This window comes from Kitasatospora sp. NPDC087314 (assembly GCF_044744365.1).
In the GTDB taxonomy this organism is placed as follows: Bacteria; Actinomycetota; Actinomycetes; order Streptomycetales; family Streptomycetaceae; genus Kitasatospora.
Genome location: NZ_JBIUYE010000002.1, coordinates 402,504 through 423,890, shown reverse-complemented (window position 1 = coordinate 423,890; position 21,387 = coordinate 402,504). Strand labels below are relative to the sequence as shown.

General features: G+C 73.4%; 18 protein-coding genes and 1 pseudogene. 6 read left to right on the top strand and 13 right to left on the bottom strand.

All coding sequences use genetic code 11. From position 1 onward, the window contains the following. Nucleotides 1–59 precede the first annotated feature (59 nt). Complete coding sequence (locus ACIO5E_RS05710; protein ID WP_400664135.1) at nucleotides 60–1,310, top strand: cytochrome P450; 1,251 nt, start codon at nucleotides 60–62, stop codon at nucleotides 1,308–1,310. Between the two features lie 57 nt (nucleotides 1,311–1,367). Here the strand turns inward: ACIO5E_RS05710 and ACIO5E_RS05705 are convergent, their stop codons facing one another. Further along, a complete protein-coding gene (locus tag ACIO5E_RS05705; RefSeq protein WP_400664133.1) occupies nucleotides 1,368–2,066 on the bottom strand; it encodes an N-acyl homoserine lactonase family protein in 699 nt (232 codons plus the stop codon). A gap of 62 nt (nucleotides 2,067–2,128) precedes the next feature. Beyond that, nucleotides 2,129–2,587 (bottom strand): Lrp/AsnC family transcriptional regulator, encoded by a 459-nt coding sequence (locus tag ACIO5E_RS05700; RefSeq protein WP_400664131.1) that lies wholly within the window; start codon nucleotides 2,585–2,587, stop codon nucleotides 2,129–2,131. A 165-nt stretch (nucleotides 2,588–2,752) separates the two neighbouring features. On the opposite strand from ACIO5E_RS05700, the gene ACIO5E_RS05695 reads away from it, so the two are divergent. From ACIO5E_RS05695 to ACIO5E_RS05685, 3 genes are all read left to right on the top strand, one after another. Continuing rightward, nucleotides 2,753–3,382, top strand: coding sequence for a LysE family translocator (locus ACIO5E_RS05695; RefSeq protein WP_280680984.1), 630 nt, complete (start codon nucleotides 2,753–2,755; stop codon nucleotides 3,380–3,382). A gap of 274 nt (nucleotides 3,383–3,656) precedes the next feature. Next, complete coding sequence (locus ACIO5E_RS05690) at nucleotides 3,657–4,964, top strand: CoA transferase (RefSeq protein ID WP_400664447.1); 1,308 nt, start codon at nucleotides 3,657–3,659, stop codon at nucleotides 4,962–4,964. Nucleotides 4,965–5,016: 52 nt separating this feature from the next. After that, on the top strand, nucleotides 5,017–5,682 hold the full coding sequence (locus ACIO5E_RS05685; RefSeq protein ID WP_400664130.1) for a DUF6461 domain-containing protein: 666 nt from the start codon (nucleotides 5,017–5,019) through the stop codon (nucleotides 5,680–5,682). 78 nt (nucleotides 5,683–5,760) lie between these two features. Here the strand turns inward: ACIO5E_RS05685 and ACIO5E_RS05680 are convergent, their stop codons facing one another. Next, nucleotides 5,761–6,360, bottom strand: coding sequence for an HdeD family acid-resistance protein (locus tag ACIO5E_RS05680; protein WP_400664128.1), 600 nt, complete (start codon nucleotides 6,358–6,360; stop codon nucleotides 5,761–5,763). A gap of 243 nt (nucleotides 6,361–6,603) precedes the next feature. Between ACIO5E_RS05680 and ACIO5E_RS05675 the strand changes: the two genes are divergently transcribed. Next, entirely contained in the window at nucleotides 6,604–8,424 is a 1,821-nt protein-coding gene (locus ACIO5E_RS05675; protein ID WP_400664126.1) for an NAD-binding protein, read from the top strand. 157 nt (nucleotides 8,425–8,581) lie between these two features. Here the strand turns inward: ACIO5E_RS05675 and ACIO5E_RS05670 are convergent, their stop codons facing one another. The 5 genes and pseudogenes from ACIO5E_RS05670 to ACIO5E_RS05650 all read right to left on the bottom strand — a co-directional run bounded on the left by ACIO5E_RS05670 (nucleotide 8,582) and on the right by ACIO5E_RS05650 (nucleotide 13,953). Then, nucleotides 8,582–9,367 carry an enoyl-CoA hydratase gene (locus ACIO5E_RS05670; protein ID WP_400664124.1) on the bottom strand — a complete coding sequence of 262 codons (786 nt, stop codon included), beginning with the start codon at nucleotides 9,365–9,367 and terminating at the stop codon, nucleotides 8,582–8,584. A gap of 141 nt (nucleotides 9,368–9,508) precedes the next feature. Next, a pseudogene (locus ACIO5E_RS05665) lies at nucleotides 9,509–11,346 on the bottom strand (transketolase-like TK C-terminal-containing protein); the annotation flags it as partial. Beyond that, nucleotides 11,228–11,953, bottom strand: coding sequence for a GntR family transcriptional regulator (locus ACIO5E_RS05660; RefSeq protein ID WP_400664122.1), 726 nt, complete (start codon nucleotides 11,951–11,953; stop codon nucleotides 11,228–11,230). The gene ACIO5E_RS05660 and the pseudogene ACIO5E_RS05665, both read right to left, overlap by 119 nt. A 161-nt stretch (nucleotides 11,954–12,114) precedes the next feature. Then, nucleotides 12,115–13,161: an enoyl-CoA hydratase/isomerase family protein gene (locus ACIO5E_RS05655; RefSeq protein ID WP_400664120.1), complete on the bottom strand. Its 1,047-nt coding sequence runs from the start codon at nucleotides 13,159–13,161 to the stop codon at nucleotides 12,115–12,117. A gap of 180 nt (nucleotides 13,162–13,341) precedes the next feature. Continuing rightward, nucleotides 13,342–13,953, bottom strand: a complete 612-nt coding sequence (locus tag ACIO5E_RS05650) for a TetR/AcrR family transcriptional regulator (RefSeq protein WP_400664118.1) — start codon at nucleotides 13,951–13,953, stop codon at nucleotides 13,342–13,344. 96 nt (nucleotides 13,954–14,049) lie between these two features. On the opposite strand from ACIO5E_RS05650, the gene ACIO5E_RS05645 reads away from it, so the two are divergent. Further along, entirely contained in the window at nucleotides 14,050–14,823 is a 774-nt protein-coding gene (locus ACIO5E_RS05645) for an SDR family oxidoreductase (protein ID WP_400664116.1), read from the top strand. 136 nt (nucleotides 14,824–14,959) lie between these two features. Here the strand turns inward: ACIO5E_RS05645 and fahA are convergent, their stop codons facing one another. From fahA to ACIO5E_RS05620, 5 genes are all read right to left on the bottom strand, one after another. Next, on the bottom strand, nucleotides 14,960–16,180 hold the full coding sequence (gene fahA, locus ACIO5E_RS05640) for a fumarylacetoacetase (RefSeq protein WP_400664114.1): 1,221 nt from the start codon (nucleotides 16,178–16,180) through the stop codon (nucleotides 14,960–14,962). Beyond that, entirely contained in the window at nucleotides 16,177–17,082 is a 906-nt protein-coding gene (locus ACIO5E_RS05635) for a hypothetical protein (protein ID WP_400664112.1), read from the bottom strand. The genes fahA and ACIO5E_RS05635 overlap by 4 nt, the downstream gene beginning before the upstream one ends. Further along, entirely contained in the window at nucleotides 17,079–18,281 is a 1,203-nt protein-coding gene (locus ACIO5E_RS05630; RefSeq protein WP_400664110.1) for a homogentisate 1,2-dioxygenase, read from the bottom strand. Before ACIO5E_RS05630 ends, ACIO5E_RS05635 begins: the two co-directional genes overlap by 4 nt. Nucleotides 18,282–18,420: 139 nt before the next feature. After that, a complete protein-coding gene (hppD, locus tag ACIO5E_RS05625; RefSeq protein ID WP_400664108.1) occupies nucleotides 18,421–19,635 on the bottom strand; it encodes a 4-hydroxyphenylpyruvate dioxygenase in 1,215 nt (404 codons plus the stop codon). 205 nt (nucleotides 19,636–19,840) lie between these two features. Then, entirely contained in the window at nucleotides 19,841–21,184 is a 1,344-nt protein-coding gene (locus ACIO5E_RS05620; RefSeq protein WP_400664106.1) for a phosphoribosyltransferase family protein, read from the bottom strand. Between the last annotated feature and the right edge of the window lie 203 nt (nucleotides 21,185–21,387).

Below are 21,387 nucleotides of genomic sequence, written 5' to 3'. Positions count from 1 at the left end.
GCCCCGGCACCGACGGTGGCTGCCCGGTGGGCGTCGTACGCGAACAGGAGGCCCCGGCCATGGAAACCTCGACCGACTCAGCGGCCCCCGCCACCGACCTCGCCGACCCCCGCTTCTGGCAGCTGCCGGCCCCCGCCCGCGCCGCCGCCTTCGCCGAACTGCGCCGGCGCCCCGCTCCGGTGTTCTTCGGCGACCCCGCCACCGGACGGGGCTTCCACGCCCTGGTCCGCCACGCCGACGTGGTCGAGGCCAGCCGCACCCCCGGCGTCTTCCTCAGCGGCCCCGGCGTCACCGTCCCGGAACCGGCCCGCTGGGTCCGGCTGGTGTTCGGCGACTCGATGGTGAACCTCGACGACCCCCGGCACGCCCAGCTGCGCCGGATCGTCTCGCAGGCCTTCACGCCCCGGCTGCTCGGCCGGGTCGAGGAGGACATCCGTCGCGTCGCCACCCGACTGGTCGACGACGTCGAGCGCCGGCGGCCGGAGGACTTCGTCACCTCCGTCGCCGCCGAACTCCCCTTCCAGGTGATCTGCACGATGATGGGCATCCCGGAACGTCCGCGCCGGGCGATCCTGGACCAGGTCAACCACGCCTCCGAACACACCGGCGTGGCCCGCCCGCTGCGCCGCCGGATCCGGATGCCCGGGCGGGGGCTGATGGCACTGGCCCGTATGCAGGGCATGGTCGCCGCGGTCGGCCGTGAGCGCCGGCGCAGGCCTGCGGAGGACCTGATCTCCGCCCTGGTCACCGCCGACGTGGACGGCCGCCGGCTCACCGGACGCGAACTCGGCGCCTTCTTCTCCCTGCTGCTGGTCGCCGGAGTGGAGACCACCCGCAACGCGCTCGCCCACGGCCTGCACCTGTTGACCGTCCACCCCGAGCAGCGCGCCCTGCTGCTCGCGGACCTCGACGGGAGGCTCGGCGGCGCGGTCGACGAGATCATCCGCCACGCCACGCCGATCATCCACTTCCGCCGGACCCTCGCCGCCGACCACGAGCTCGGCGGCCCCGGCGGCCCGCTGCTGCGAGCGGGGGAGAAGGTCGCGCTGTTCTTCGGCTCGGCCAACCGGGACGAGACGGTCTTCCCCGACCCGGACGCCTTCGACATCACCCGCACGCCCAACCCCCACCTCGGCTTCGGCGGCGGTGGGCCGCACTACTGCATCGGCGCGCACCTGGCCCGGCAGGAGATGAAGGTGCTGTTCCGCGAGCTGTACTCCCGGCTGCCCGAGGTGCGGTCGACGGGCGAGCCGGACCTCGTCCCGTCCAACTTCGACCACCGCGTACGGTCGCTGCGCTTCACCTTCTGAACCTTCTGAACCTCCCGAGCCGCCTGAAGGACACCGTCTGAACCGCCGGAAGGCCTGCTATCCGACGACCGGCTCCCAGACCGCGTGGTCGTGCGCGAACAGGACCCGGCGCGGCCCGTACTCCGTCAGTCGGTCCAGCCAGGCCCGGTAGCCGGGCAGCGGCGCCGCCACGCCCTCGCGTGCCGCCCGCCGGGCGAGCACCGCCTGGCCGTACTCGGACGCGAAGTCGTACGCCTGCCCGGCCAGCACCACCGCGCCGCCGCCCGGGCGTTCGACCACCAGCGACTGGTGGCCGTCGGTGTGCCCGGGAGTCGGCAGGACCCGCACGCCCGGCCAGACCTCCGTCTCGCCGTCCAGCTCGCGGTAGTCGGCGCCCGGGAAGTCGACCAGGGCGTCGATGGTGTACCCGCCGCGCCGGGCGGCGGCCAGCTCGGCCGCCTGCACCAGGACCGGCGTCCCGGCCAGCAGTGGATTGCCGCCGCAGTGGTCGAAGTGCAGGTGGCAGTTGACCACCAGGTCGATGTCGGCGCCGCCGACGCCGGCCGCCGCGAGCGCCTCCGGCAACGGGCGGCGGACCGGGCGGTAGTGCGCCTCGGTCTCCGGATCGCCCGCGCCGATCCCGGTGTCGAACAGCAGCAGCCCCTCCGGCCGGCGCACCAGGTACGCCAGCACCGGCTCCACCCGGGGCTCCGGGCCGCCCACCTCGGACGCTGGCCGGACGAAGTACCCCAGATCGAGGCGGCGGATCGCGTGCACAGAGGGCCCCCCTTGTCGCGCTGTCCCCGTGCGGGCGGCCGTGGCGGCGCCCCGTTCGCACCCTACCCGCCGATCGGCAGCCCCCGGTCGGCCTTCACCTGCTTCATCGTCAGGTGCGAGTTGACCTGCGCGATCCCCGGCAGCCCGGAGAGCACGCCGGTGATGAAGCGCTCGTACGCGGCGATGTCGGCGACCGCGATGCGCAGCAGGTAGTCCGGCTCCCCGAACAGCCGGTGCGCCTCCACCACCTCCGGGAGCTCCGCCACCCGGCGCTCGAACTCGGCGACCGTCACCTGGTCCTCGTGACGCATGGTGATCGTGACGAACGGCTGGAAACCGCGCCCGACCGCCGCGCCGTCCACCACCGCCCGGTAGCCGCGGATCACGCCGTCCTGCTCCAGTTGCCGGACCCGGCGCAGGCAGGGGGAGGGGGTCAGGTCCACCCGGGCGGCCAGGTCGGCGTTGGTCAGACGGCCGTCCTGCTGGAGCTCGCGGAGAATTCTGCGGTCGATTCGGTCCATGGCGCAATATTCTGCCAAAACACGGGCCCGGAGAGCACGAAGTGGCCATCGCATGCCAGGGCTATCCGGCTACCTTCAGTGACCGCACGCACCGGACAGGTGCCGCTGTCACCGGACCAGCCGCCGGGAAGCCGCCCGAACGAGCACGACAGGTCACCGCCACCCATGGACACCCACGCCCTCCTCCTCTTCCTCGGAGTCGACCTGTTGCTGGTCTGCACGCCGGGCCCCGACTGGCTCTACATCGCCGCCCGCGGCCTCGGCCAGGGCCGGCGCGCCGCCTTCACCGCGGTCGGCGGCGTCTGCGCCGGCTACGCCGTCCACACCCTGCTCTCCAGCGCCGGCCTGGCCGCCGCGCTGCGCGCCGTCCCCGCCGCCCTGCCCGTACTGCGCCTCACCGGCGCCGCGTACCTGCTGGTGCTGTCCGTCACCATGCTGCTCGCGCTGCGCAAGGGCGGGGGCGCCGCGGCCCTCGCCGCGCCCAAGCCGCAGCCCACCGCGACCGTGCTGCGCCAGAGCATGCTGACCGCCCTGCTCAACCCCAAGGGGCTGCTGCTCTACCTCTCCCTGGTACCGCAGTTCGTCGACCCGGGCGCCGCGCTGCCGGTCGGCGGGCAGGTGCTCGCGCTCGGCTCGCTCAACGTGCTGGCCTGCGCCGTCGTGTACGGGCTGGTCGCGCACGCCAGCGGACGCCTGGGCGGCCGGCTCGGCGGCACCCCGCGCGCGGCGCGCCGGATGACCCTGGTGTCGGCGGTGCTGCTGATGCTGGTGGCGGGCGTCACGGCGAGCGCCTGAGAAACGGCGCACAATGCCGGGCATGACAGAGCGTTCGACCTCCCACGACAACCGGCCCACCGAGCAGCCCGCGAAGGGTGGCGAGCAGGGGGACGGCGGTGAAGCCGTGAACGGCGGCGGACCTGGGAACGGTGCCGAAGCCGTGAACGGTGCCTCCGGTGCGAACCGTGCCTCCGGTACGGACGGGGCCGACGGCGTTGCCGGTGCGAACCGAGGCGAACCCGCGGACCGGCCCACCGCCCACGCCTGGGCCGCCCTCGGCGGGCCGGCCGACCTGCTGGAGCGGGTCTCCTTCCACGGCCCCGGCGACGTCCTGCCCTCCGGCCTGCCGGTGCGCCGGCTCGCCCGGGCCACCGTGGCCGCCTGCTCGCTGGCCGCCGCCGAACTCGCCGCCCACCGCACCGGCGGCGCCGTCCCCGAAGTCCGGGTGGACCAGGGCGCCGTCGCCACCGCCTTCGTCAGCGAGCGCCACCTGGCCGTCGACGGCCGTACGCCCGTCAACTTCGCCCCGCACTCCGGCTTCTGGCGCGCCGCCGACGGCTGGGTCCGCACCCACGCCAACTACCCGCACCACCGCACCCGGCTGCTCGCCGCCCTCGGCCTGCCCGCCGACGCCGGGCCCGAGCAACTCGCCGAGGTGCTGGGCGAACTGCCGGCCGAGCAGATCCAGGAACGGGCGTATACAGCAGGGGCGCTCGCCGTGGCCGTCGCGTCGGTCAGTGCCACCGTGCACCCCCTGGTGGAGAACCGGGCGATCGGCTCCGCGCCCGTGCGTCCGCTCGGCGAGGCCGACGCGGGCCGGCCCGCCGCCGGGATCCGCGTCCTCGACCTCACCCGGGTCATCGCCGGACCGGTCGCCACCCGCACCCTCGCCCTGCTGGGCGCCGACGTCCTGCGCGTCGACTCGCCCCACCTCCCCGAGGCCGACGACGCCCACGCCGACACCGGCTTCGGCAAGCGCTCCACCCGCCTCGACCTCGCCGACCCCGCCGACCGGGCCGTCTTCGAGGGCCTGCTCGCCACCGCCGACGTCCTCGTCACCGGCTACCGCCCCGGCGCCCTCGACGCCCACGGCCTCGCCCCCGACGCGCTGTCGGCGCGCCACCCCGGCCTGGTCCTCGCGCAGATCTGCGCCTGGGGCTGGGCCGGCCCCTGGGCCGGCCGCCGCGGCTTCGACAGCCTCGTCCAGGCCGGCGTCGGGATCGCCGCCCACGAGGCCGGCCCCGACGGACGCCCCGGCGTGCTGCCCGCCCAGGCCCTCGATCACGGCACCGGCTACCTCGTCGCCGCCGCCGTCCTGCGCGCCCTCACCGAACAGCGCACCGGCCGGCCCGGCGGCCGCCACCTGCGGTTCTCCCTCGCCGGTACGGCCTCCTGGCTGCTGCACGGCATCGCACCCGAGGCGCCCGCCCCCGCCGGGCCGGACGCCCGGCCGTACGACCCGGCGCGGTGGCTCGCCGAGACCGACTCCGCCTACGGACGGCTGCGCCACGCCCTGCCGCCCATTGCCTACACCGGGGCGCCCACCGACTGGTCCCGCCCGCCGGGGCGCTGGGGGACGGACGCGCCGGTCTGGCTCTGAGGGCGCCTCACCCGGCGCCGACGGTGTCACAGGCGTCTGGCAGCATCGGCGCATGACCGCACACGCCACCGACTACACCTGGTTCGAGCAGCGCTACCCCATCCCCGGTGAGGCCTACTGCCTGGCCCTGGTCGAGGGGATCACCGCCGACGAACTGCTGCGCCGCTTCGGGGCCCTGCCCGGCCGGGAGGTCACCGGCCTGGACGCGGTGGTGGCCGCCTGGGAGACCTTCGACGACGGGGAGGACGAGGAGGCCGAGGCCCGGTTCGAGCCGGAGGAGGACCGGCTGCTCGTCGCCGTCACCGAACTCGACGGCTGGGCCCTCGCCGTCACCGAACTCGACGGCTGGGCCCTCGCCGTCGAGGTCTTCGGCTACCTCGGTAGCCTGCCCGACGTCATCCGCCGTCTCGCCGACGGCACCCGGTTGGTCTCTCACTTCCGGAACGCCAGCGCGGTGGACCACTTCAACTGGTGGGAGCAGGGCGGCTGCCGGCTCCAGTTCGAGCCGCTGTTCCCAGCCCAGCGGGATGGTTCGGACGCCGACGCCCCCGGCGTCCCCGAGCTGCTGACGGCCTGCGGTTTCCAGCTCGACGGGGAGGGCCACGCCCTGCACGCCGAGGCCGCGTTCGCGCTGGCCGAGCGGCTGACCGACGTCCGGCTCACGCCGGAACGGCTGGAGACCGCCACCTTCCGGATCTGCTACGCGCCGGCGCGGTAGCACTGGGCCGGGGTGTGGCGGCCTCCTGGCCTTCCGTCGGGCCCTCGACGTCGGGCCCTCGGCGTCAGAGCCTCGGCGTCAGACCCCTGACGGGATCTGCTTGGCCCGGCCGCGCATCTGGACGGCCGTCACGATCTCGATCAGCCCGAGGATCAGCAGCCAGCAGCCGGCGAGGACGGTCAGCGCGGCGATCGAACCGACCGGCCAGACCAGCAGCAGCACGCCGGCCACGGTGTTGGCCACGCCCGCGAAGGCCTGCCAGCCGCGGGCCGGCATCAGGGGGTCGGAGACCGCGGCGGCGAGCTGGGTGATGCCCCGGAAGAGCCAGCCGATGCCGATCCAGATCGCGAGCAGGACCAGCGACTGGACCGCGCTGCGGAAGCAGAGCAGCCCCAGCAGGACGCAGATCGCCCCGCTGATGAAGGCCAGCACCCGCAGCGAGGTGGTCACGTGGGTGCCGAACGCGGCAATCAACTGCACGATGCCGATGACCAGCAGGTAGAGGCCGAACAGCACACCCACCACCAGCAGGGTCTCCTTCGGCCAGGCGAAGACGACGATCCCGAGGGCGAGTGAGACGAGTCCGGCGGCCAGCAGGACCTGCCAGGCGGATTTGGCGAGCATGCCGAGCGGACCCTGGACCGGGGAACCGTCGGGGGTGATGATCGGGGGGACCACGGTGGCGAACTCCTCAGGCCGGGGACGGGCAGGGGACGAAGCCCAGCCTGGCCGGGCCGCGGTAGCCCGGCGCGTCGGGTACGGCCGTTCGGGGGACGGACCGCATCCCGGACCTCACAGTGCGGGCGAGCCCGACCGTTTGTGCGATGAATGGACGCGACTGTTCGGAGAAGCGGAATCGGTGTTCTGCCGGTCGCCGGAACGACACCATCCGGTCACTTGCCGTCGATATCATCCGGCGGTATGACTTCTGAAGGGTGGGGGACCCGACCGGTCGAGCCGATCAGCCAGCACTACATCGTCTGCGGGGGCAACGCGCTGGCGCACCGACTGGTCCTGGAACTCGTCGAGCACTACGAGGTCCCGGTCGTCGTCCTGGTCGCCGATCGCACCCGCGACCACGCGCCGCAGATCGAGCAACTGCCCGGCGTCGCCGCCGTCGTCGAGTACGCCAGCATCACCGACGAGGCGCTGCGCGCGGTGTCGGTAGAGACCGCCCGCGGCCTCGCCCTCGTCGAGGGCAGCGACCAGGACAACATCCACGCCGCACTCAGCGCACAGGGCCACAACCAGGACATCCGGATCGTGCTCCGGATGTTCAACCAGCGCCTCGGCGAGAACATCGAACGACTGCTCAGGAACGGTGCCGCGCTCTCCGGTTCCGCCACCGCCGCGCCCGCCTTCGCCGCGGCGGCGCTCGGACGGCCCAACTCGGTCGAGATCGGCGGACGCTTCCTGCACATCGCCTTCGACGACGCCATCACCTCCGACCGGATCTGCGTGGTCGCCGACCACATCGACCGCCAGGACCTCAGCAAGATCCGCCTCCTGCCCGAACAGCGCGGGGACTCCGCCGACTTCGTCCGGCTCGCCAGCGAGTTCGGCGACGACGGGCCGGTCCGCCCCGGCGGCGTCCGCCGTGAACCGGAACCGGCGCCCGAGCCCGAGGAGGAACCGGGTGGCGTCGCCGCCCTCCAGGCGCTGCGCATCGAACCCAGGGAACCGACCAGCTGGGTGCGGCGGGTGCGCTGGCGGCTGCTCGACATGATGCGTTTCTTCACCAGTGCCCGGATGCGGCTGGTGCTGCTCATCGCCCTCGCCGCGGTCCTGATGGCCTTCGGCGTGCTCTGGTACCTCAACCGGAACTTCGGCTGGACCGTCTACATCTCGCTGCTCGACCTCGCGGGCGCCGCCCAGCCCGACCAGCTCTCCGACATCGCCGCCGGGAACGGGGCCGGGACGGGCGGGCCGTGGCAGCGGGTGGCGCAGGTGGTGATCACCATCTGCGGGATCACCTTCGCTCCGGTCGCCACCGCCATCGCGGTCGAGGTGCTCGGCTCCGGGCGGCGCGGTCAGCCCCGCAACCCCGGGGCCGGCACCCGCGACCACGTGATCGTGGTCGGCCTCGGCAATGTCGGCACCCGGGTCGCGGCGCAACTGCACGAGCTGGGCGTACCGGTGGTCTGCATGGAGCGCGACCCGCAGGCCCGGGGCATCGCCGCCGCCCGGGCGCTCGGCATCCCGGTGGTCCTGGGCGACGGCCCGTTCGAGGAGCAGTTGCGCCGGGCCCGGCTGAGGCACAGCCGGGCGCTGGTCGCGGTCAGCGGTGACGACGCCACCAACCTGGAGGCGGCCCTGGAGGCTCGCCACGGGAATCCCGAAGTCCGGGTGGTGGTGCGGCTGTTCGACGACAACTTCGCCGGCCACTTCTACGCCACGCTGGACAACGCGGCCTCGCGCTCGGTCTCGTACCTGGCGGCGCCCGCCTTCGCCGCCGCCCTGATGGGGCGTGAGGTGCGGGGGATGCTCTCGGTGTTCCGGCACGTGCTGCTGATCGCCGAGCTGACGGTGGAGGACGGCAGCGGGCTGATCGGCATGAACCGGCACGACCTGGAGGACCCGGGCGGCGTCCGGGTGATCGCCGTCCGGTTCGCCCGCAGCGCGCAGCTCCAGTGGAACTTCCCCGACCGCACCCGGCGCCTCACCCCGGGCGACCAGATCGTGGTCGCCGCCACCCGCAGCGGGCTCGCCCGGCTCAACACGGTGTTGGTCGAGGAGGGGTGACGGGGGCGGAGGGATGACGGCTGACAGATAACAGCTGACAGATTTCAGATGACGAAATCTGTCAGCTGTTATCTGTTACCTGTCGGCCGTCAGCTCTCGCCAGCCAGCCAGCCGGCCGCCAGCCGTCAGCAGCTCTCCGCCGCCGGTCGGCCGCCCGTCACCGGTTGGTGAAGGACGGCGGGCGCTTCTCCGCGAACGCCGCCATGCCCTCCTTCTGGTCCGCCGTGGCGAACGCCGCGTGGAACATCCGGCGCTCGAACCGGACGCCCTCGGCCAGCGTGGTCTCGAACGACCGGTTGACGCTCTCCTTCAGCATGATCGCCGCGGGGGTGGACATCGCCGCGACGGTCTCGGCGGTGGCCAGCGCCTCGGCCAGCAGCTGGTCCGCCGGGACGATCCGGGAGACCAGGCCGGCCCGCTCGGCCTCCTCGGCGCCCATCATCCGGCCGGTCAGGCAGAGCTCCATCGCCTTCGCCTTGCCGACCGCCCGGGTGAGCCGTTGCGAGCCGCCGATGCCCGGGATGACGCCGAGCTTGATCTCCGGCTGCCCGAACTTCGCGGTGTCCGCCGCCAGCAGGATGTCGCACAGCATCGCCAGCTCGCAGCCGCCGCCCAGCGCGAACCCGGCCACCGCCGCCACGACCGGCTTGCGCAGCGCGCCGAGCCGGTCCCACGGACCCAGCCAGTCGTCCAGGTAGACGTCCGGGAACCGGTTGCCCTGCATCTCCTTGATGTCGGCGCCGGCCGCGAACGCCTTCTCCGAGCCGGTGATCACCAGACAGCCGATCTCCGGGTCCCGGTCGAAGGCGGTGGCGGCCGCGACCACCTCGTTCATCAGCTGGGTGTTCAGCGCGTTGAGCGCCTTCGGCCGGTTGAGCGTGATCAGCCCGACCCGGCCCTTGCGCTCGACCAGGATCGTCTCGTAGGTCTCGGTCTCGGTCATCGCCGTTGACTCCCATTCCGCTGCTCGGCGCCGCACGGGCGCGCCCTGACCATCCAACGATCTACGACGCGCCCCGCCTCGCGCCAGTCTTGGTATGCGAGACAGTCGTCACGAGCCCGGGGCGGAGGCAGAGCCCAGGGGTCAGAACCGGACGCCATAGCGCTCGGCCGCCTGCCGGACGGTCTCGGCCTTGACCTCACCCCGGCGGGCCGGCGCGGCCAGCGCCGCCACCACCACGGACTGGGCGTCGACGCCGAAGTGCCGCCGCGCCGCCTGCCGGCTGTCGGAGAGGCCGAATCCGTCCGTGCCCAGCGAGGTCCAGTCCTGTTCCACCCAGGGGCGGATCTGGTCCGGCACCGCGCGCATCCAGTCGCTGACCGCCAGCACTGGTCCGGGTGCCCCCGCCAGCGCCCGCGTCACGTAGGGGACGCGCGAGCCGCCGTGCCCGTCCCGGTCGCCGCCTCCGCCAGGTTGGCCGCGTCGCAGTCCAGGGCCTCCCGGCGCAGCTCCGTCCAGGAGGGCGCCGACCAGACGTCGGCCGCCACGCCCCAGTCCTCGCGCAGCAGTTGCTGTGCGGCGAGTGCCCAGCGCACGGCGGTGCCCGAGGCGAGCAGCTGGACCCGCGGCGCGTCGCCGTCCGGCGCCGGGTCCGCCGGGCGGTAGCGGTACAGTCCGCGCAGGATGCCGTCGGCGACGTCCTCGACGGCCGGCAGCGGGGGCTGCGGCAGCGGCTCGTTGTAGACGGTCAGGTAGTAGAACACGTCCTCGCCGTGCGGGTGCTGGGCGCTGGTGCCGTACATCCGGCGCAGGCCTTCGCGAACGATCACCGCCACCTCGTACCCGAACGCCGGGTCGTAGGACAACGCCGCCGGGTTGGTGGAGGCGATCAACTGGGAGTGTCCGTCGGCGTGTTGCAGGCCCTTTCCGGTCATCGTGGTGCGTCCGGCGGTGGCGCCGATCAGGAAGCCGCGGCCCAACTGGTCGGCCAGGGCCCACATCTGGTCGGCGGTGCGCTGCCAGCCGAACATCGAGTAGAAGATGTAGAACGGGATCACCGCCGCCGCGACCGCGTACGCCACCACCGGCTCGCCGTGAGTCAGGTCGCGCATCGCCCGGAACTCCGCGCCGGAGAGCTTCTTCATCTGGTGGTTGGCGTTGCGGGCCTCGAAGCCGGGGCCGAGCGTCCAGCCCTTGACCGTCTGTACCAGTACCACGGTGGGCGCGCCCCGGTGCTCCAGCGCCGCCCGGTACGCCGCGTGGACCTCGCGTGGCTCGTGCCCGGCGCGCGAGGTCGCGACGATCTCCAACAGCCTTCTGTCGTCCACGGTTTCGGCGATCGCCCGGAGCTCGGGCGCGGTCCGGAACAGGTGCTCACGGACATAGGCCGCGTCCGAGGCGGCGTAGGACTGGAACTGCCCGTCCGGCACCTCTCCGAGTCGGCGCACCAGCGCGCCCGTGGTGTCGCGCGCCAGGAGTGCGTCCCAGGCCTCGCCCCACAGCGACTTGACGACGTTCCAGCCGGCCGCGCGGAACTGCCGCTCCAGCTCCTGCACGATCTTGCCGTTGCCGCGCACCGGCCCGTCCAGGCGCTGCAGGTTGCAGTTGACGACGAAGGTGAGGTTGTCCAGCCCCTCACGGGCGGCCAGCGCGAGTGCGGCGGTCGACTCCGGCTCGTCCATCTCGCCGTCCCCGAGGAACGCCCACGCGTGCGAGCCGGAGGTGTCCTTGATGCCGCGCGCGGTCAAGTACCGGTTGAACCGGGCCTGGTGGATGGCCGACAGCGGCCCGAGGCCCATGGACACGGTCGGGAACTCCCAGAACCAGGGCAGCCGGCGCGGGTGCGGGTACGAGGGCAGGCCGTCACCGCCGGCCTCCTGCCGGAAGCGGTCCAACTGGGCCTCGCCGATGCGCCCTTCGAGGAAGGCGCGGACGTAGACGCCGGGCGCGGCGTGGCCCTGGACGTACAGCTGGCCGCCCGACCTCGGGATCCCGCCGCCGGAAGGCCTCGATCAACGGCTGATGGTCGGCCGCGTTCTCGTGCAGCTCCGGGCGGACCCGGTGCAGCGACAGCACCGTCCACGCCTCCACGCCCAGGCCCTCCCAGGTCCGCAGCAGCGCGCCGTTGCCGGAGGCGGCCACGAGCTCGCGGTGGAAGGCCACACCGTGCCGGGCCTGGCCGAGCGCGTCACCCGCCCCGGCCGCCGCCGCCATCCGCTCCGCGTGCCGCTCCAGCGCGGCGGTGTCCCCGGCGAGCCGGACGACCGCCGACTCGGCGGCCAGCCGCTCCAGCGCGGCCCGCACCTGGTAGACCTCGCGCAGCTCGGCCGGGCCGATCTCGCGTACCCGCACACCCCGGTTGGGCTCGGCGTCGAGCAGCCCGAGGCTCTGGAGCGAGCGCAGCGCCTCGCGCACCGGTGCCTGGCTGACGTTCAACTCGGCGGCCAGGCGGCGCTCCACGATCCGGTCCCCGGGCTGCCAGCGCCCGTTCAGCAGCCCCTCCAGCAGCAGCCCGCGAACCTGCTCGCCGAGCGGCACCCGGGACAGCGGGTCGGCGTCCCCGGAGGGCAGCGGGGTCGGGCGGGTCATGCAGGCTCCTGGCTCACGGTTCACGGTTCATGGCGGTGCAGGTGGGGCGGGGGCAGTCGAGCGGTGTCGGTCGATCGGCGCCGGCCGGTGGGTGGCGGTCCAGCCTATCCGGGCTCGACGGGCTCGACTGGGGAGTGCGGGGCGGACGGCGCCGCCGCCGGCTAGGCGAGGCCCAACTCGTCGTCCCCGCGCGGGGCGAGGAAGCGTGCGACGTCGGCCTCCCCGACCTCGCCGAGCGTGGCCGGGGACCAGCGCGGCTCGCGGTCCTTGTCGATCACCTGGGCGCGGATGCCCTCCACCAGGTCGTGCGCAGCCAGCGCGGCGCAGGAGACGCGGTACTCCTGGTCGAGCACGGCCTCCAGGGAGGGGAGCGTGCGGGCTCGGCGCAGCGCGGCGAGCGTGACCTTCACGGCCGTGGGGGAGTTGCCGAGGACCGCCTCGGCGGCCTCCTTCGCCTCCGCCACACCGGAGTTCAGCAGTCGCTCGACGATCTCCTCGGCGGTGTCGGCCGCGTAGCAGGCGTCGATCCACCCCCGCTGCTCCGCGAGTGCGGCCGACGGCGCGGGCTCGGCGTGCCCGGCGACGGCGGCGGCCGGGTCGCTGCCCCCGGCCAGGGCGTCCAGCAGCGCCGGGATCCGCGCCGAGGGGACGAAGTGGTCCGCGAACCCGCACAGCAACGCGTCGCCGGGGCCCATCGAGGCCGAGGTGAGTCCGAGGTGGGTGCCCAACTCGCCCGGGGCGAGGGCGAGCAGGCGGCTGCCGCCGACGTCCGGGACCAGCCCGATCCGGGTCTCGGGCATCGCGACGGTGGAACGCTCGGTGACGATCCGGACCGCGCCGTGGGCGGACAGGCCGACGCCGCCGCCCATGGTGATCCCGTCCATCACCGCGACGTACGGCTTCGGGTAGCGGGCGATCAGCGCGTTCAGCCGGTACTCGTCGCGGAAGAAGGCCCGGGCGCCGGCCCCGCCCGCCTTGGCGTCGTCGTGCAACGCGCGGATGTCCGCCCCCGCGCAGAGGCCGCGCTCGCCGGCGCCGGTCAGGACGACGGTGCGTACCCCGTCGTCCGTGGCCCAGCCGGTCAGCGTCGCGTGGAGGGCGGTGATCATGCCGTGGGTCAGCGAGTTGAGCGCCCGCGGCCGGTTCAGCACGATGCGTCCGACCCCGCCGTCCAGGGAGACCTGGACCTCCGCCACCTCTGCGCTCATCGGGCCCGCTCCCGTCCCTCGGTCGTCCGTCGGTCGTCGTTGATCGTCGTTGGTCGTCCCTCCGTGGTTCCCCGGTGGTCCCCGGACGGTTCCCTGGGCGGCCCCTCGGTGGTGACGACTCCTGCCGTCCACCGTACCGGGGGCGGCGTGGAGTTGTGATCAGCAGGCCGGGCGGCGCTGTTACGGCCAGGCGCGCAGGGCGAGTTCGGCGGTCCGGGCCAGGTCGGCGGCGGTAGCGCCGTCCCGGGCCTGCTGCGACATGCCCTGGACGACCGTGGCGAAGTAGCCGGCCAGTGCGTGCGGGTCGGCGTCGGGCGGGAGTTCACCGTCCTGTCGGGCCGTGCGCAGCCGGGCCTCGAAGAGCCGGAGGTTGCTGTTGCGCAGGTCGCGCAGGTGGGCCTGGACCTCGGCGTCCTGCGGGGAGACGTTGGTGGCGGCGCTGATCACCAGGCAGCCGGCCGGATGGGACGGGTCGGGGTAGATCGCCGCGGCCTCCCGCAGGATGCGGGCGAAGGCCGCGTACGCGCTGGTCTCCTCCCGCAGGGCGGCACCGGCGAACGCGCCGACGGGGGTGCGACCGTAGTGGCGGACGACCTCCTCGAAGAGCGACTTCTTGTCGCCGAACGCGGCGTAGAGGCTGCCGGGCCGGATGCCCATCGCGGCCGTCAGGTCGGCGACGGAGGTGGCCTCGTAGCCGCGCTCCCAGAACAGCCTGGTCGCCGCCGTCAGGGCCTCGTCCCGGTCGAAGGCCGGCGGTCGTCCGCGCCTGGGCGGTGTCGGGTTCTCGGTCATGACCGGAATTTTAGAACACTCACTCAACAAGTGTGTTAGCTTCTTTCCTGAGTGACCACTCAAGAAATGGCAACGAAGTTAGGAGGGGGCTCAGTCATGGGCACGCACGCACTCGGGGGCGAGACCGCGCTGGTGACCGGGGGTGGCAGGGGGATCGGCCGGGCGATCGCTCGCAGGCTCGGCCGCGACGGCGCCACCGTCGCCGTCGGCTACGCCCGCGACAGGGATGCGGCGGAGGAGGTCGTCGCGGGCATCCGCGCCGACGGCGGGCAGGCCTTCGCGCTGCACGCCGAACTCGGTCGGCACGGCGACGCGGCCGCGTTGTGGGAGGCGTTCGACGCCGAGATCGGCGCGCACGCGCCCGGCGGCGGCGTCGACATCATCGTGAACAACGCCGGGATCGGGCGCAGCGCCGACCTCGCCACGCTCACCGAGGAGGACTTCGACGAGGTCTTCGCCGTCAACGTCCGTGCGCCGTTCTTCGTCGTCCAGCACGGTCTGCGCCGACTGCGCGACGGCGGTCGGATCATCAACATCTCCAGCGGTGCGGCCCGCCTCGCCATGCCGGAGATCATCGCCTACGGCGCGACCAAGGGCGCGCTCGACACCTTCACCCTCAACCTCGCCAAGCAGCTGGGCCCGCGCGGCATCACCGCCAACTCGGTCGCGCCGGGCGTCGTCGACACCGACGTCAACGCCGGCTGGCTGCGCGGCAACGCGGAGGCGGAGGCCCATGCGGCCTCGCTCGCGGCCCTCGGCCGGGTCGGGCAGCCGGAGGACATCGCGGACATCGTCGCGTTCCTCGCCTCCGACGACGCGCGCTGGATCACCGGCCGGGTCATCGACGCCACGGGAGGGGCGGGCCTGTAGGCCGGGCGGGGAAGTGCGGGTAACAGATAACAGCTGACAGATGATGAAATCTGTCAGCTGTTATCTGTCATCTGTAATTCGTTCGCCGTCGGCCGTCAGCCGTCAGCCGCCGTTCGTCGGCCGGCCCGCCACCCCGCTACGGCTGGACCCGCCCCGTCACCTCGCCGAATCCGATGACGGTGCCGTCCGGCCCCGGTGCGGTGGCGGTGATGGTGACCTCGTCGCCATCCTCCAGGAAGGTCCGGGTGGTGCCGTCCGGGAGCTTCAGCGGCTCCTCGCCGTTCCAGGTCAGCTCGATCAGCGCACCACGGGTGTCCGGCTCCGGCCCGCTGACGGTGCCCGAGGCGAACAGGTCGCCGGTGCGCAGCGAGGCGCCGTTGACCGTCATGTGGGTGAGCTGCTGCTGCGCCGTCCAGTACATCGAGGCGAACGGCGGCCGGGACATCAGGTGCCCGTTCAGCCGGACCTCCAGCGACAGGTCCAGGCCCCACGGCTCGCCGCCGCGGTCGTCCAGGTACGCCAGCGGCTCGACGTCGCGCTCGGGCGGTGCGACCCGGGCGTGCTGCAGGGCGTCCAGCGGTACGATCCACGGCGAGACCGAGGTGATGAAGGACTTGCCGAGGAACGGGCCGAGCGGCACGTACTCCCAGGCCTGGATGTCGCGCGCCGACCAGTCGTTGACCAGGCAGACGCCGAAGACGTGCTCGCGGAAGTCGTCCAGCATGACCGGCCGGCCCAGCCTGGACGGGGTGCCGACGACGAAGCCGACCTCGGCCTCGATGTCCAGCCGGCGGGTCGGACCGAACGTCGGCGCCGGGTCGGTGGGCGCCTTGCGCTGCCCGTGCGGGCGCACCACCGGGGTGCCGGAGACGACCACCGTGCCGGCCCGCCCGTGGTAACCGATCGGCAGGTGCTTCCAGTTGGGGGTGAGCGGCTCCGATCCCGGGCGGAAGATCCGGCCCAGGTTGGTGGCGTGGTGCTCGGAGGCGTAGAAGTCGACGTAGTCGGCGACCTCGAACGGCAGGTGCAGTTCGACGTCGTCCACCGGCAGCAGCGCCGGCGACAGCGCCTCGCGGTAGGACTCGTCCGTCAGCCACCGCGTCAGGTCGTCCCGGACCTGCGTCCAGGTCGAACGCCCGGCCGCCATCAGCGGGTTGAGCGAGTCCGCGGTCAGCAGCACGGACGGTGCCCCGGCCGCGCGGGCGGCCGCCCCGGCGTCCAGCACGAAGTCCCCGATCCGCACGCCGATCCGGCGTTGCCCGGGCTGGTCGGCGGCGGTGAAGACGCCGTACGGCAGGTTGTGCACGCCGAACGGCGAGTTCTGGGCGCTGGCGAGCCAGCTGCGGGGGGTGCTCAACGGTCCTCCTGGGGCTGTGGACTGGGCGACAGCAGGCCGAGCGCGGCCAGGTCGGCAATGGGTTCGGCGATGCTGCAGGTGCCGAACGCGGTGAACGAGTTGCGGATCACCGTAACCTGACGGTCCGTCAGCACGTGCGCGGCCTTGGCCAGCACCGCGCCGTCGCGTTCCGCCAGCACTGCGGCGGCGGTGGCCCGGTCGGTCTCCTGCGCGGCGAGCAGCACGTTCAGGAAGCCGTGGTGCTCGAAGCCGGTGACCGGATCGGTGTGCCGGACGGCGTTGTGCAGCCCGGCGGTGCACTTGTACGGCAGTCCGCGCAGGGCGCAGCCGGTGAGGAAGGCGGCCAGCTCCTCCTCGTCCGGGAACGCCTCCGCCACCACTCCGCCGGTGCGGAACTTCGCCCGGTAGGGGCTGTCGACCAGGACGTCCAGTACCTCGTCCAGGCCGTCGCCGCGCAGGAGTTCGCGCGGCAGCTCGACGGCGGCCGGGACGTCCGGTGGCAGCAGCCGGTCCAGGGCGGCGACCGCCTCGGCGGCGTCCCGGGTGGCCAGTTCGACGCCCGCCACCTCGAAGGGCGCGGCGGCGGCGAGCGCCGGGCCGAGCTCCGCACTGCCCCCCGGCAGTACGAGCCCGACCCTGAGCGGCACATCGCCCGCCACCGCTACGCCGTCCCCGGCCACCGCGCTGCCCGCGACCGCCGCGGCCAACTCGCCCAGCCGGCCCGCCCCGCAGAGCAACGGTCCGACCGCCTCGGCGTACCAGGCCGCCCGGTGGGCACGGTGTGCGGGAACCGCCTCGGCGACCGGCAGGTTCCCCGGCGGGAACACCGCCGCGTCGTCGAAGAGCCCGCGGAACAGCTCGGGGATCACGCCCCCGCCGATCACGGCGGACGAGGTGCTCATCGCCCGGGCCCCCGCCCGGCCCAGGTCCAGGCGTAGTTGCCGTCCTCGCTCGCCCGGCCGCCCTCGCCGAGCTCCAGCGGGCGGAACGTGTCCACCATGACGGCGAGTTCGTCGAAGAAGTCGACGCCGATGCTGCGCTCGTACGCGCCCGGCTGCGGCCCGTGGGTGTGCCCGCCGGGGTGCAGCGAGATCGAGCCCTGGCCGATGCCCGAACCCTTGCGGGCCGCGTAGTCGCCGCCGCAGTAGAACATGACCTCGTCGCTGTCCACGTTGGCGTGGTAGTAGGGCACCGGGATCGACAGCGGGTGGTAGTCCACCTTGCGGGGCACGAAGTTGCAGATCACGAAGCCGTTGGCCTCGAACACCTGGTGGGCCGGCGGCGGCTGGTGGACCCGGCCGGTGATCGGTTCGAAGTCCCGGATGTTGAAGGCGTACGGGTAGAGGCAGCCGTCCCAGCCGATCACGTCGAACGGGTGGTGCGGCACGGTGTAGCGGGTGCCCGCGACCCCGTTCGGGCCCCGGTGCTTGACCAGCACGTCGACGTCCCCGGCTTCCTCGACCACGAGCGGGCCGACCGGGCCGCGGAAGTCCCGCTCGCAGTACGGCGCGTGCTCCAGCAGCTGCCCGTACTTGGAGAGGTAGCGCTTGACCGGGCTGATGTGGCTGTTCGCCTCGATGCAGTACGCGCGCAGCGGCTCGTCCCCGGCGGGCACCCAGCGGTGGGTGGTGGCGCGCGGGATGATCACGTAGTCGCCCTGGCCGACCTCGATCGAGCCGAAGACCGTCTCGACCGTGCCGGAGCCGGACTCCACGTACACGCACTCGTCGCCGAGCCCGTTGCGGTACAGCTCGCTCGGGGCCCCGGCGGCGACGTACGAGATCCGCACGTCGCCGTTGCCGAGGACCAGCCGGCGGCTGCCGACGGCGTCCGCGGACTTCCACTCCTGGTCCGCGAACAGCTCGTGCAGCTTGAGGTGGCGGGGGAGCAGGGGATGGTTGGGCACCGTGGACTGGTCCGGCAGCTCCCACGGCACCGCGTTCACCACCGCCGACGGGATGCCCCGGTGGTAGAGCAGGGAGGAGTCCGAGGAGAACCCCTCCTCGCCCATCAACTCCTCGTAGTACAGCCCGCCTTCGGGTGTGCGGTGCTGGGTGTGCCGCTTGGGCGGGATGCTGCCCAGCTGCCGGTAGTACGCCATCTCCCTGCTCCTTCTCGACTCCTCGACCGTGCTCGGCCGATGGGTGCTCGGTCGACCGTGCTCAGAGCTTCCCAGAGCTCCCCGGCGCTCACGGGCCGCCGGTGCTCACCGGTTACCGGCGCTCACCGGCCGCCGGTACTCACAGGTTGCCGCGGGCGTCCTGCTCGCGCTCGATCGCCTCGAACAGCGCCTTGAAGTTGCCCTTGCCGAAGCCCAGCGAACCATGCCGCTCGATGAACTCGTAGAAGACGGTGGGGCGGTCGCCGATCGGCTTGGTGAAGATCTGCAGCAGGTAGCCGTCCTCGTCGCGGTCGACCAGGATGCCGCGCTTCTTCAGCTCGTCGATGTCCACCCGCACCTTGCCGATCCGGGCGCGCAGCTCCGGGTCCTCGTAGTACGAGGCCGGGGTGTTGAGGAACTCCACGCCGCGCGCGCGCAGCACGTCCACGGTGGTGAGGATGTCGTTGGTGGCGAGCGCCATGTGCTGGCAGCCGGGGCCGGTGTAGAACTCCAGGTACTCGTCGATCTGCGAGCGCTTCTTGGCGATGGCCGGCTCGTTGAGCGGGAACTTCACCCGGTGGTTGCCGCTCGCGACGACCTTGGACATCAGGGCGGAGTACTCGGTGGCGATGTCGTCCCCGACGAACTCGGCCATGTTCACGAAGCCCATGACCCGGTTGTAGAACGAGACCCACTCGTCCATCCGGCCCAGCTCCACGTTGCCGACGGCGTGGTCCAGGGCCTGGAACAGGCGCTTGGGAGAGCCCTCCGGGTGCTTGACCGTGCTCTCGGCGGTGACATAGCCCGGCAGGTACGGGCCGTGGTAGCGGGAGCGGTCGATCAGGGTGTGGCGGGTCTCGCCGTAGGTGGCGATGGCCGCGCGGCGCACGGTGCCGTTCTCGTCCGAGACGTCGTTCGGCTCCTCCAGGACGGTGGCGCCGCTCGCGCGGGCGTGTGCGATGCACTTGTCGACGTCCGGGACCTCCAGGGCCAGGTCGACGACGCCGTCGCCGTGGCGGCGGTGGTGGTCCAGCAGCGGGCTGTCCGGCAGCACGCCGCCCTTGATCACGAAGCGGCAGGAGCCGGAGCGGAGCACGAAGGCCTTGCGGTCACGACGCCCGGTCTCCGGGCCGGAGTAGGCGACCAGCTCCATGCCGAACACCGCCTGGTAGAACTGGGCCGTCTGGGTGGCGTTGCCGACCACGAAGACGACCGCGTCCTGCGCGGTGACGGGGAACGGGTCGGTGGCCGGGTCGTGCTCGACGAGGCCGACGAGGCGGCGCAGCTGCTCGGCGTCGAGGCCGGCCTCGCGCTCCTCGGGGGTCAGCTCAAGGGCGTGGGACTGCGGGGTCATCGGTCGTTCCTCCACTTTGGGCCTCGACTCCGAGGCATCCGCTTGAGGCGGCCGCGCCGCGGATGGGTGGGCGGTGCGGTTGGCGGAGAGCTTGCTCCTGTCCGGGGGGCTGGGCAACAGGTCGGGGTTTCACTGTTCAATGTGTACAAGCTGATCAGGAAATGCCCTGTTCGGCTGCGCAAAATGTGCTGCCGATCGGGGTGATTCACGAGGTCGGCGGTGCCCGGTCCGCGCCGGCCTCGGGCGGGGCGAGATGGCGCCGGAACCAGTCCCCGGCGAGCTCGGCGACCTGGTCCAACGTGCCCGGCTCCTCGAACAGATGGCCCGCGTGCGGCACCACCACCAGCTCGCTCTCGCAGTGCAGCCGGGCCAGGGCCCGCCGGTTGAGATCGATCACGGTGCCGTCGAGGGCGCCGACCACGAGCAGTGTCGGGGCCAGCACCCGGCCCAGGACGTCCGGCCCGGCGAGGTCGGGGCGCCCGCCGCGCGAGACCACCGCGCCGACGGCGGGCCCGAGCGCTGCGGCCGTGTGCAGCGCGGCGGCGGCGCCGGTGCTGGCACCGAACAGGCCGAGCGGCAGGCCCCGGGTCTCGTCCAGCGTGCTCAGCCGCTCGGCGACGGCGGTCAGCCGGTCGCCGAGCAGGCCCACGTCGAACACCTTGCGGCGGTCCGGCTCCTCGGCCTCGGTGAGCAGGTCGAACAGCAGCGTGGCCAGCCCGGAGTGGTTCAGGTGCCGGGCGACGTGGCGGTTGCGCGGGCTGCGTCGGCCGCTGCCGCTGCCGTGCGCGAAGACGACGATGCCGCGCGCGGCGGCCGGGACGGTCAGCCGGCCGGCCAGGCGCACGCCGACGGCGGGCAGGACCAGCTCGCGGTCCACGCCGACGGGCCCGGGCGCCCGCCCGTCCAGGGCCTCGGCGAGCAGCCGCAGGACCTCCTCGTCACCGGTCTGCGCGAAGTCGCCGTAGAACTCGCCGATCGCGAAGAACGGGGACGGCGTGCCGACGCAGACGAACTCGTCGGCGACCCCGGCCAGGCGGTCCGTCCAGTCCACGGGGGCCACCGGGACGGCGAGCACCACCCGGGCCGCGCCCCGGGCCCGTACGATCCGGCAGGCGGCGTGGGCGGTGGAGCCGGTCGCGACGCCGTCGTCCACCACGATCACCGTGCGGCCGCGAAGGTCGGTGGGCGGGCGACCGCCCCGGTAGCGGCGGGCCCGGCGCTCCAACTCGGCGCGCTCGCGCCGCTCGACCTCGGCCAGCTGGTCGTCGCCGATCCCGGCGAGCCGGATGACCTGCTCGTTCAGCACCCGGACGCCGTCCTCGCCGATCGCCCCCATGCCCAGCTCGGGCTGGTAGGGCACGCCGAGCTTGCGGATCACGCAGATGTCCAGCGGTGCGCCGAGCGCCGTCGCGACCTCGGCGGCCACCGGCACCCCGCCCCTGGGCAGGGCCACCACCACGGTGTCGGGGCCACCCAGGTGGGCCAGGCGGGCGGCCAGTCGCCGGCCCGCGTCGGTGCGGTCGGTGAAGTGGGTCCCGGTGACGTGCATGACGCGGCCTCCGTGTTCCACCGTACGTCGGGGCGGCGCCGGGCGCGGGCACAGGCGGGCGCGGGACCGGCCCGGTTCGGTGCGGTGCGAGAAGGGGCAGGCACGCGGGAGCGGCCGAGTACGCACCGGACACGGCCGGGCACGGCCGGCCCCGGCCGGACGCAGACCGGGGGTGCCGGTCCGCCGACCGGCACCCCCGGGGT

Bases quoted from the DNA above. Each gene is read 5' to 3' on its own strand.
- ACIO5E_RS05710 (WP_400664135.1), top strand. From the start codon at position 60: ATGGAAACCTCGACCGACTCAGCGGCCCCCGCCACCGACCTCGCCGAC.
- ACIO5E_RS05700 (WP_400664131.1), bottom strand. From the start codon at position 2,587: ATGGACCGAATCGACCGCAGAATTCTCCGCGAGCTCCAGCAGGACGGC.
- ACIO5E_RS05695 (WP_280680984.1), top strand. From the start codon at position 2,753: ATGGACACCCACGCCCTCCTCCTCTTCCTCGGAGTCGACCTGTTGCTG.
- ACIO5E_RS05685 (WP_400664130.1), top strand. From the start codon at position 5,017: ATGACCGCACACGCCACCGACTACACCTGGTTCGAGCAGCGCTACCCC.
- ACIO5E_RS05675 (WP_400664126.1), top strand. From the start codon at position 6,604: ATGACTTCTGAAGGGTGGGGGACCCGACCGGTCGAGCCGATCAGCCAG.
- ACIO5E_RS05670 (WP_400664124.1), bottom strand. From the start codon at position 9,367: ATGACCGAGACCGAGACCTACGAGACGATCCTGGTCGAGCGCAAGGGC.
- ACIO5E_RS05660 (WP_400664122.1), bottom strand. From the start codon at position 11,953: ATGACCCGCCCGACCCCGCTGCCCTCCGGGGACGCCGACCCGCTGTCC.
- ACIO5E_RS05655 (WP_400664120.1), bottom strand. From the start codon at position 13,161: ATGAGCGCAGAGGTGGCGGAGGTCCAGGTCTCCCTGGACGGCGGGGTC.
- ACIO5E_RS05650 (WP_400664118.1), bottom strand. From the start codon at position 13,953: ATGACCGAGAACCCGACACCGCCCAGGCGCGGACGACCGCCGGCCTTC.
- ACIO5E_RS05645 (WP_400664116.1), top strand. From the start codon at position 14,050: ATGGGCACGCACGCACTCGGGGGCGAGACCGCGCTGGTGACCGGGGGT.
- ACIO5E_RS05635 (WP_400664112.1), bottom strand. From the start codon at position 17,082: ATGAGCACCTCGTCCGCCGTGATCGGCGGGGGCGTGATCCCCGAGCTG.
- ACIO5E_RS05630 (WP_400664110.1), bottom strand. From the start codon at position 18,281: ATGGCGTACTACCGGCAGCTGGGCAGCATCCCGCCCAAGCGGCACACC.
- hppD (WP_400664108.1), bottom strand. From the start codon at position 19,635: ATGACCCCGCAGTCCCACGCCCTTGAGCTGACCCCCGAGGAGCGCGAG.
- ACIO5E_RS05620 (WP_400664106.1), bottom strand. From the start codon at position 21,184: ATGCACGTCACCGGGACCCACTTCACCGACCGCACCGACGCGGGCCGG.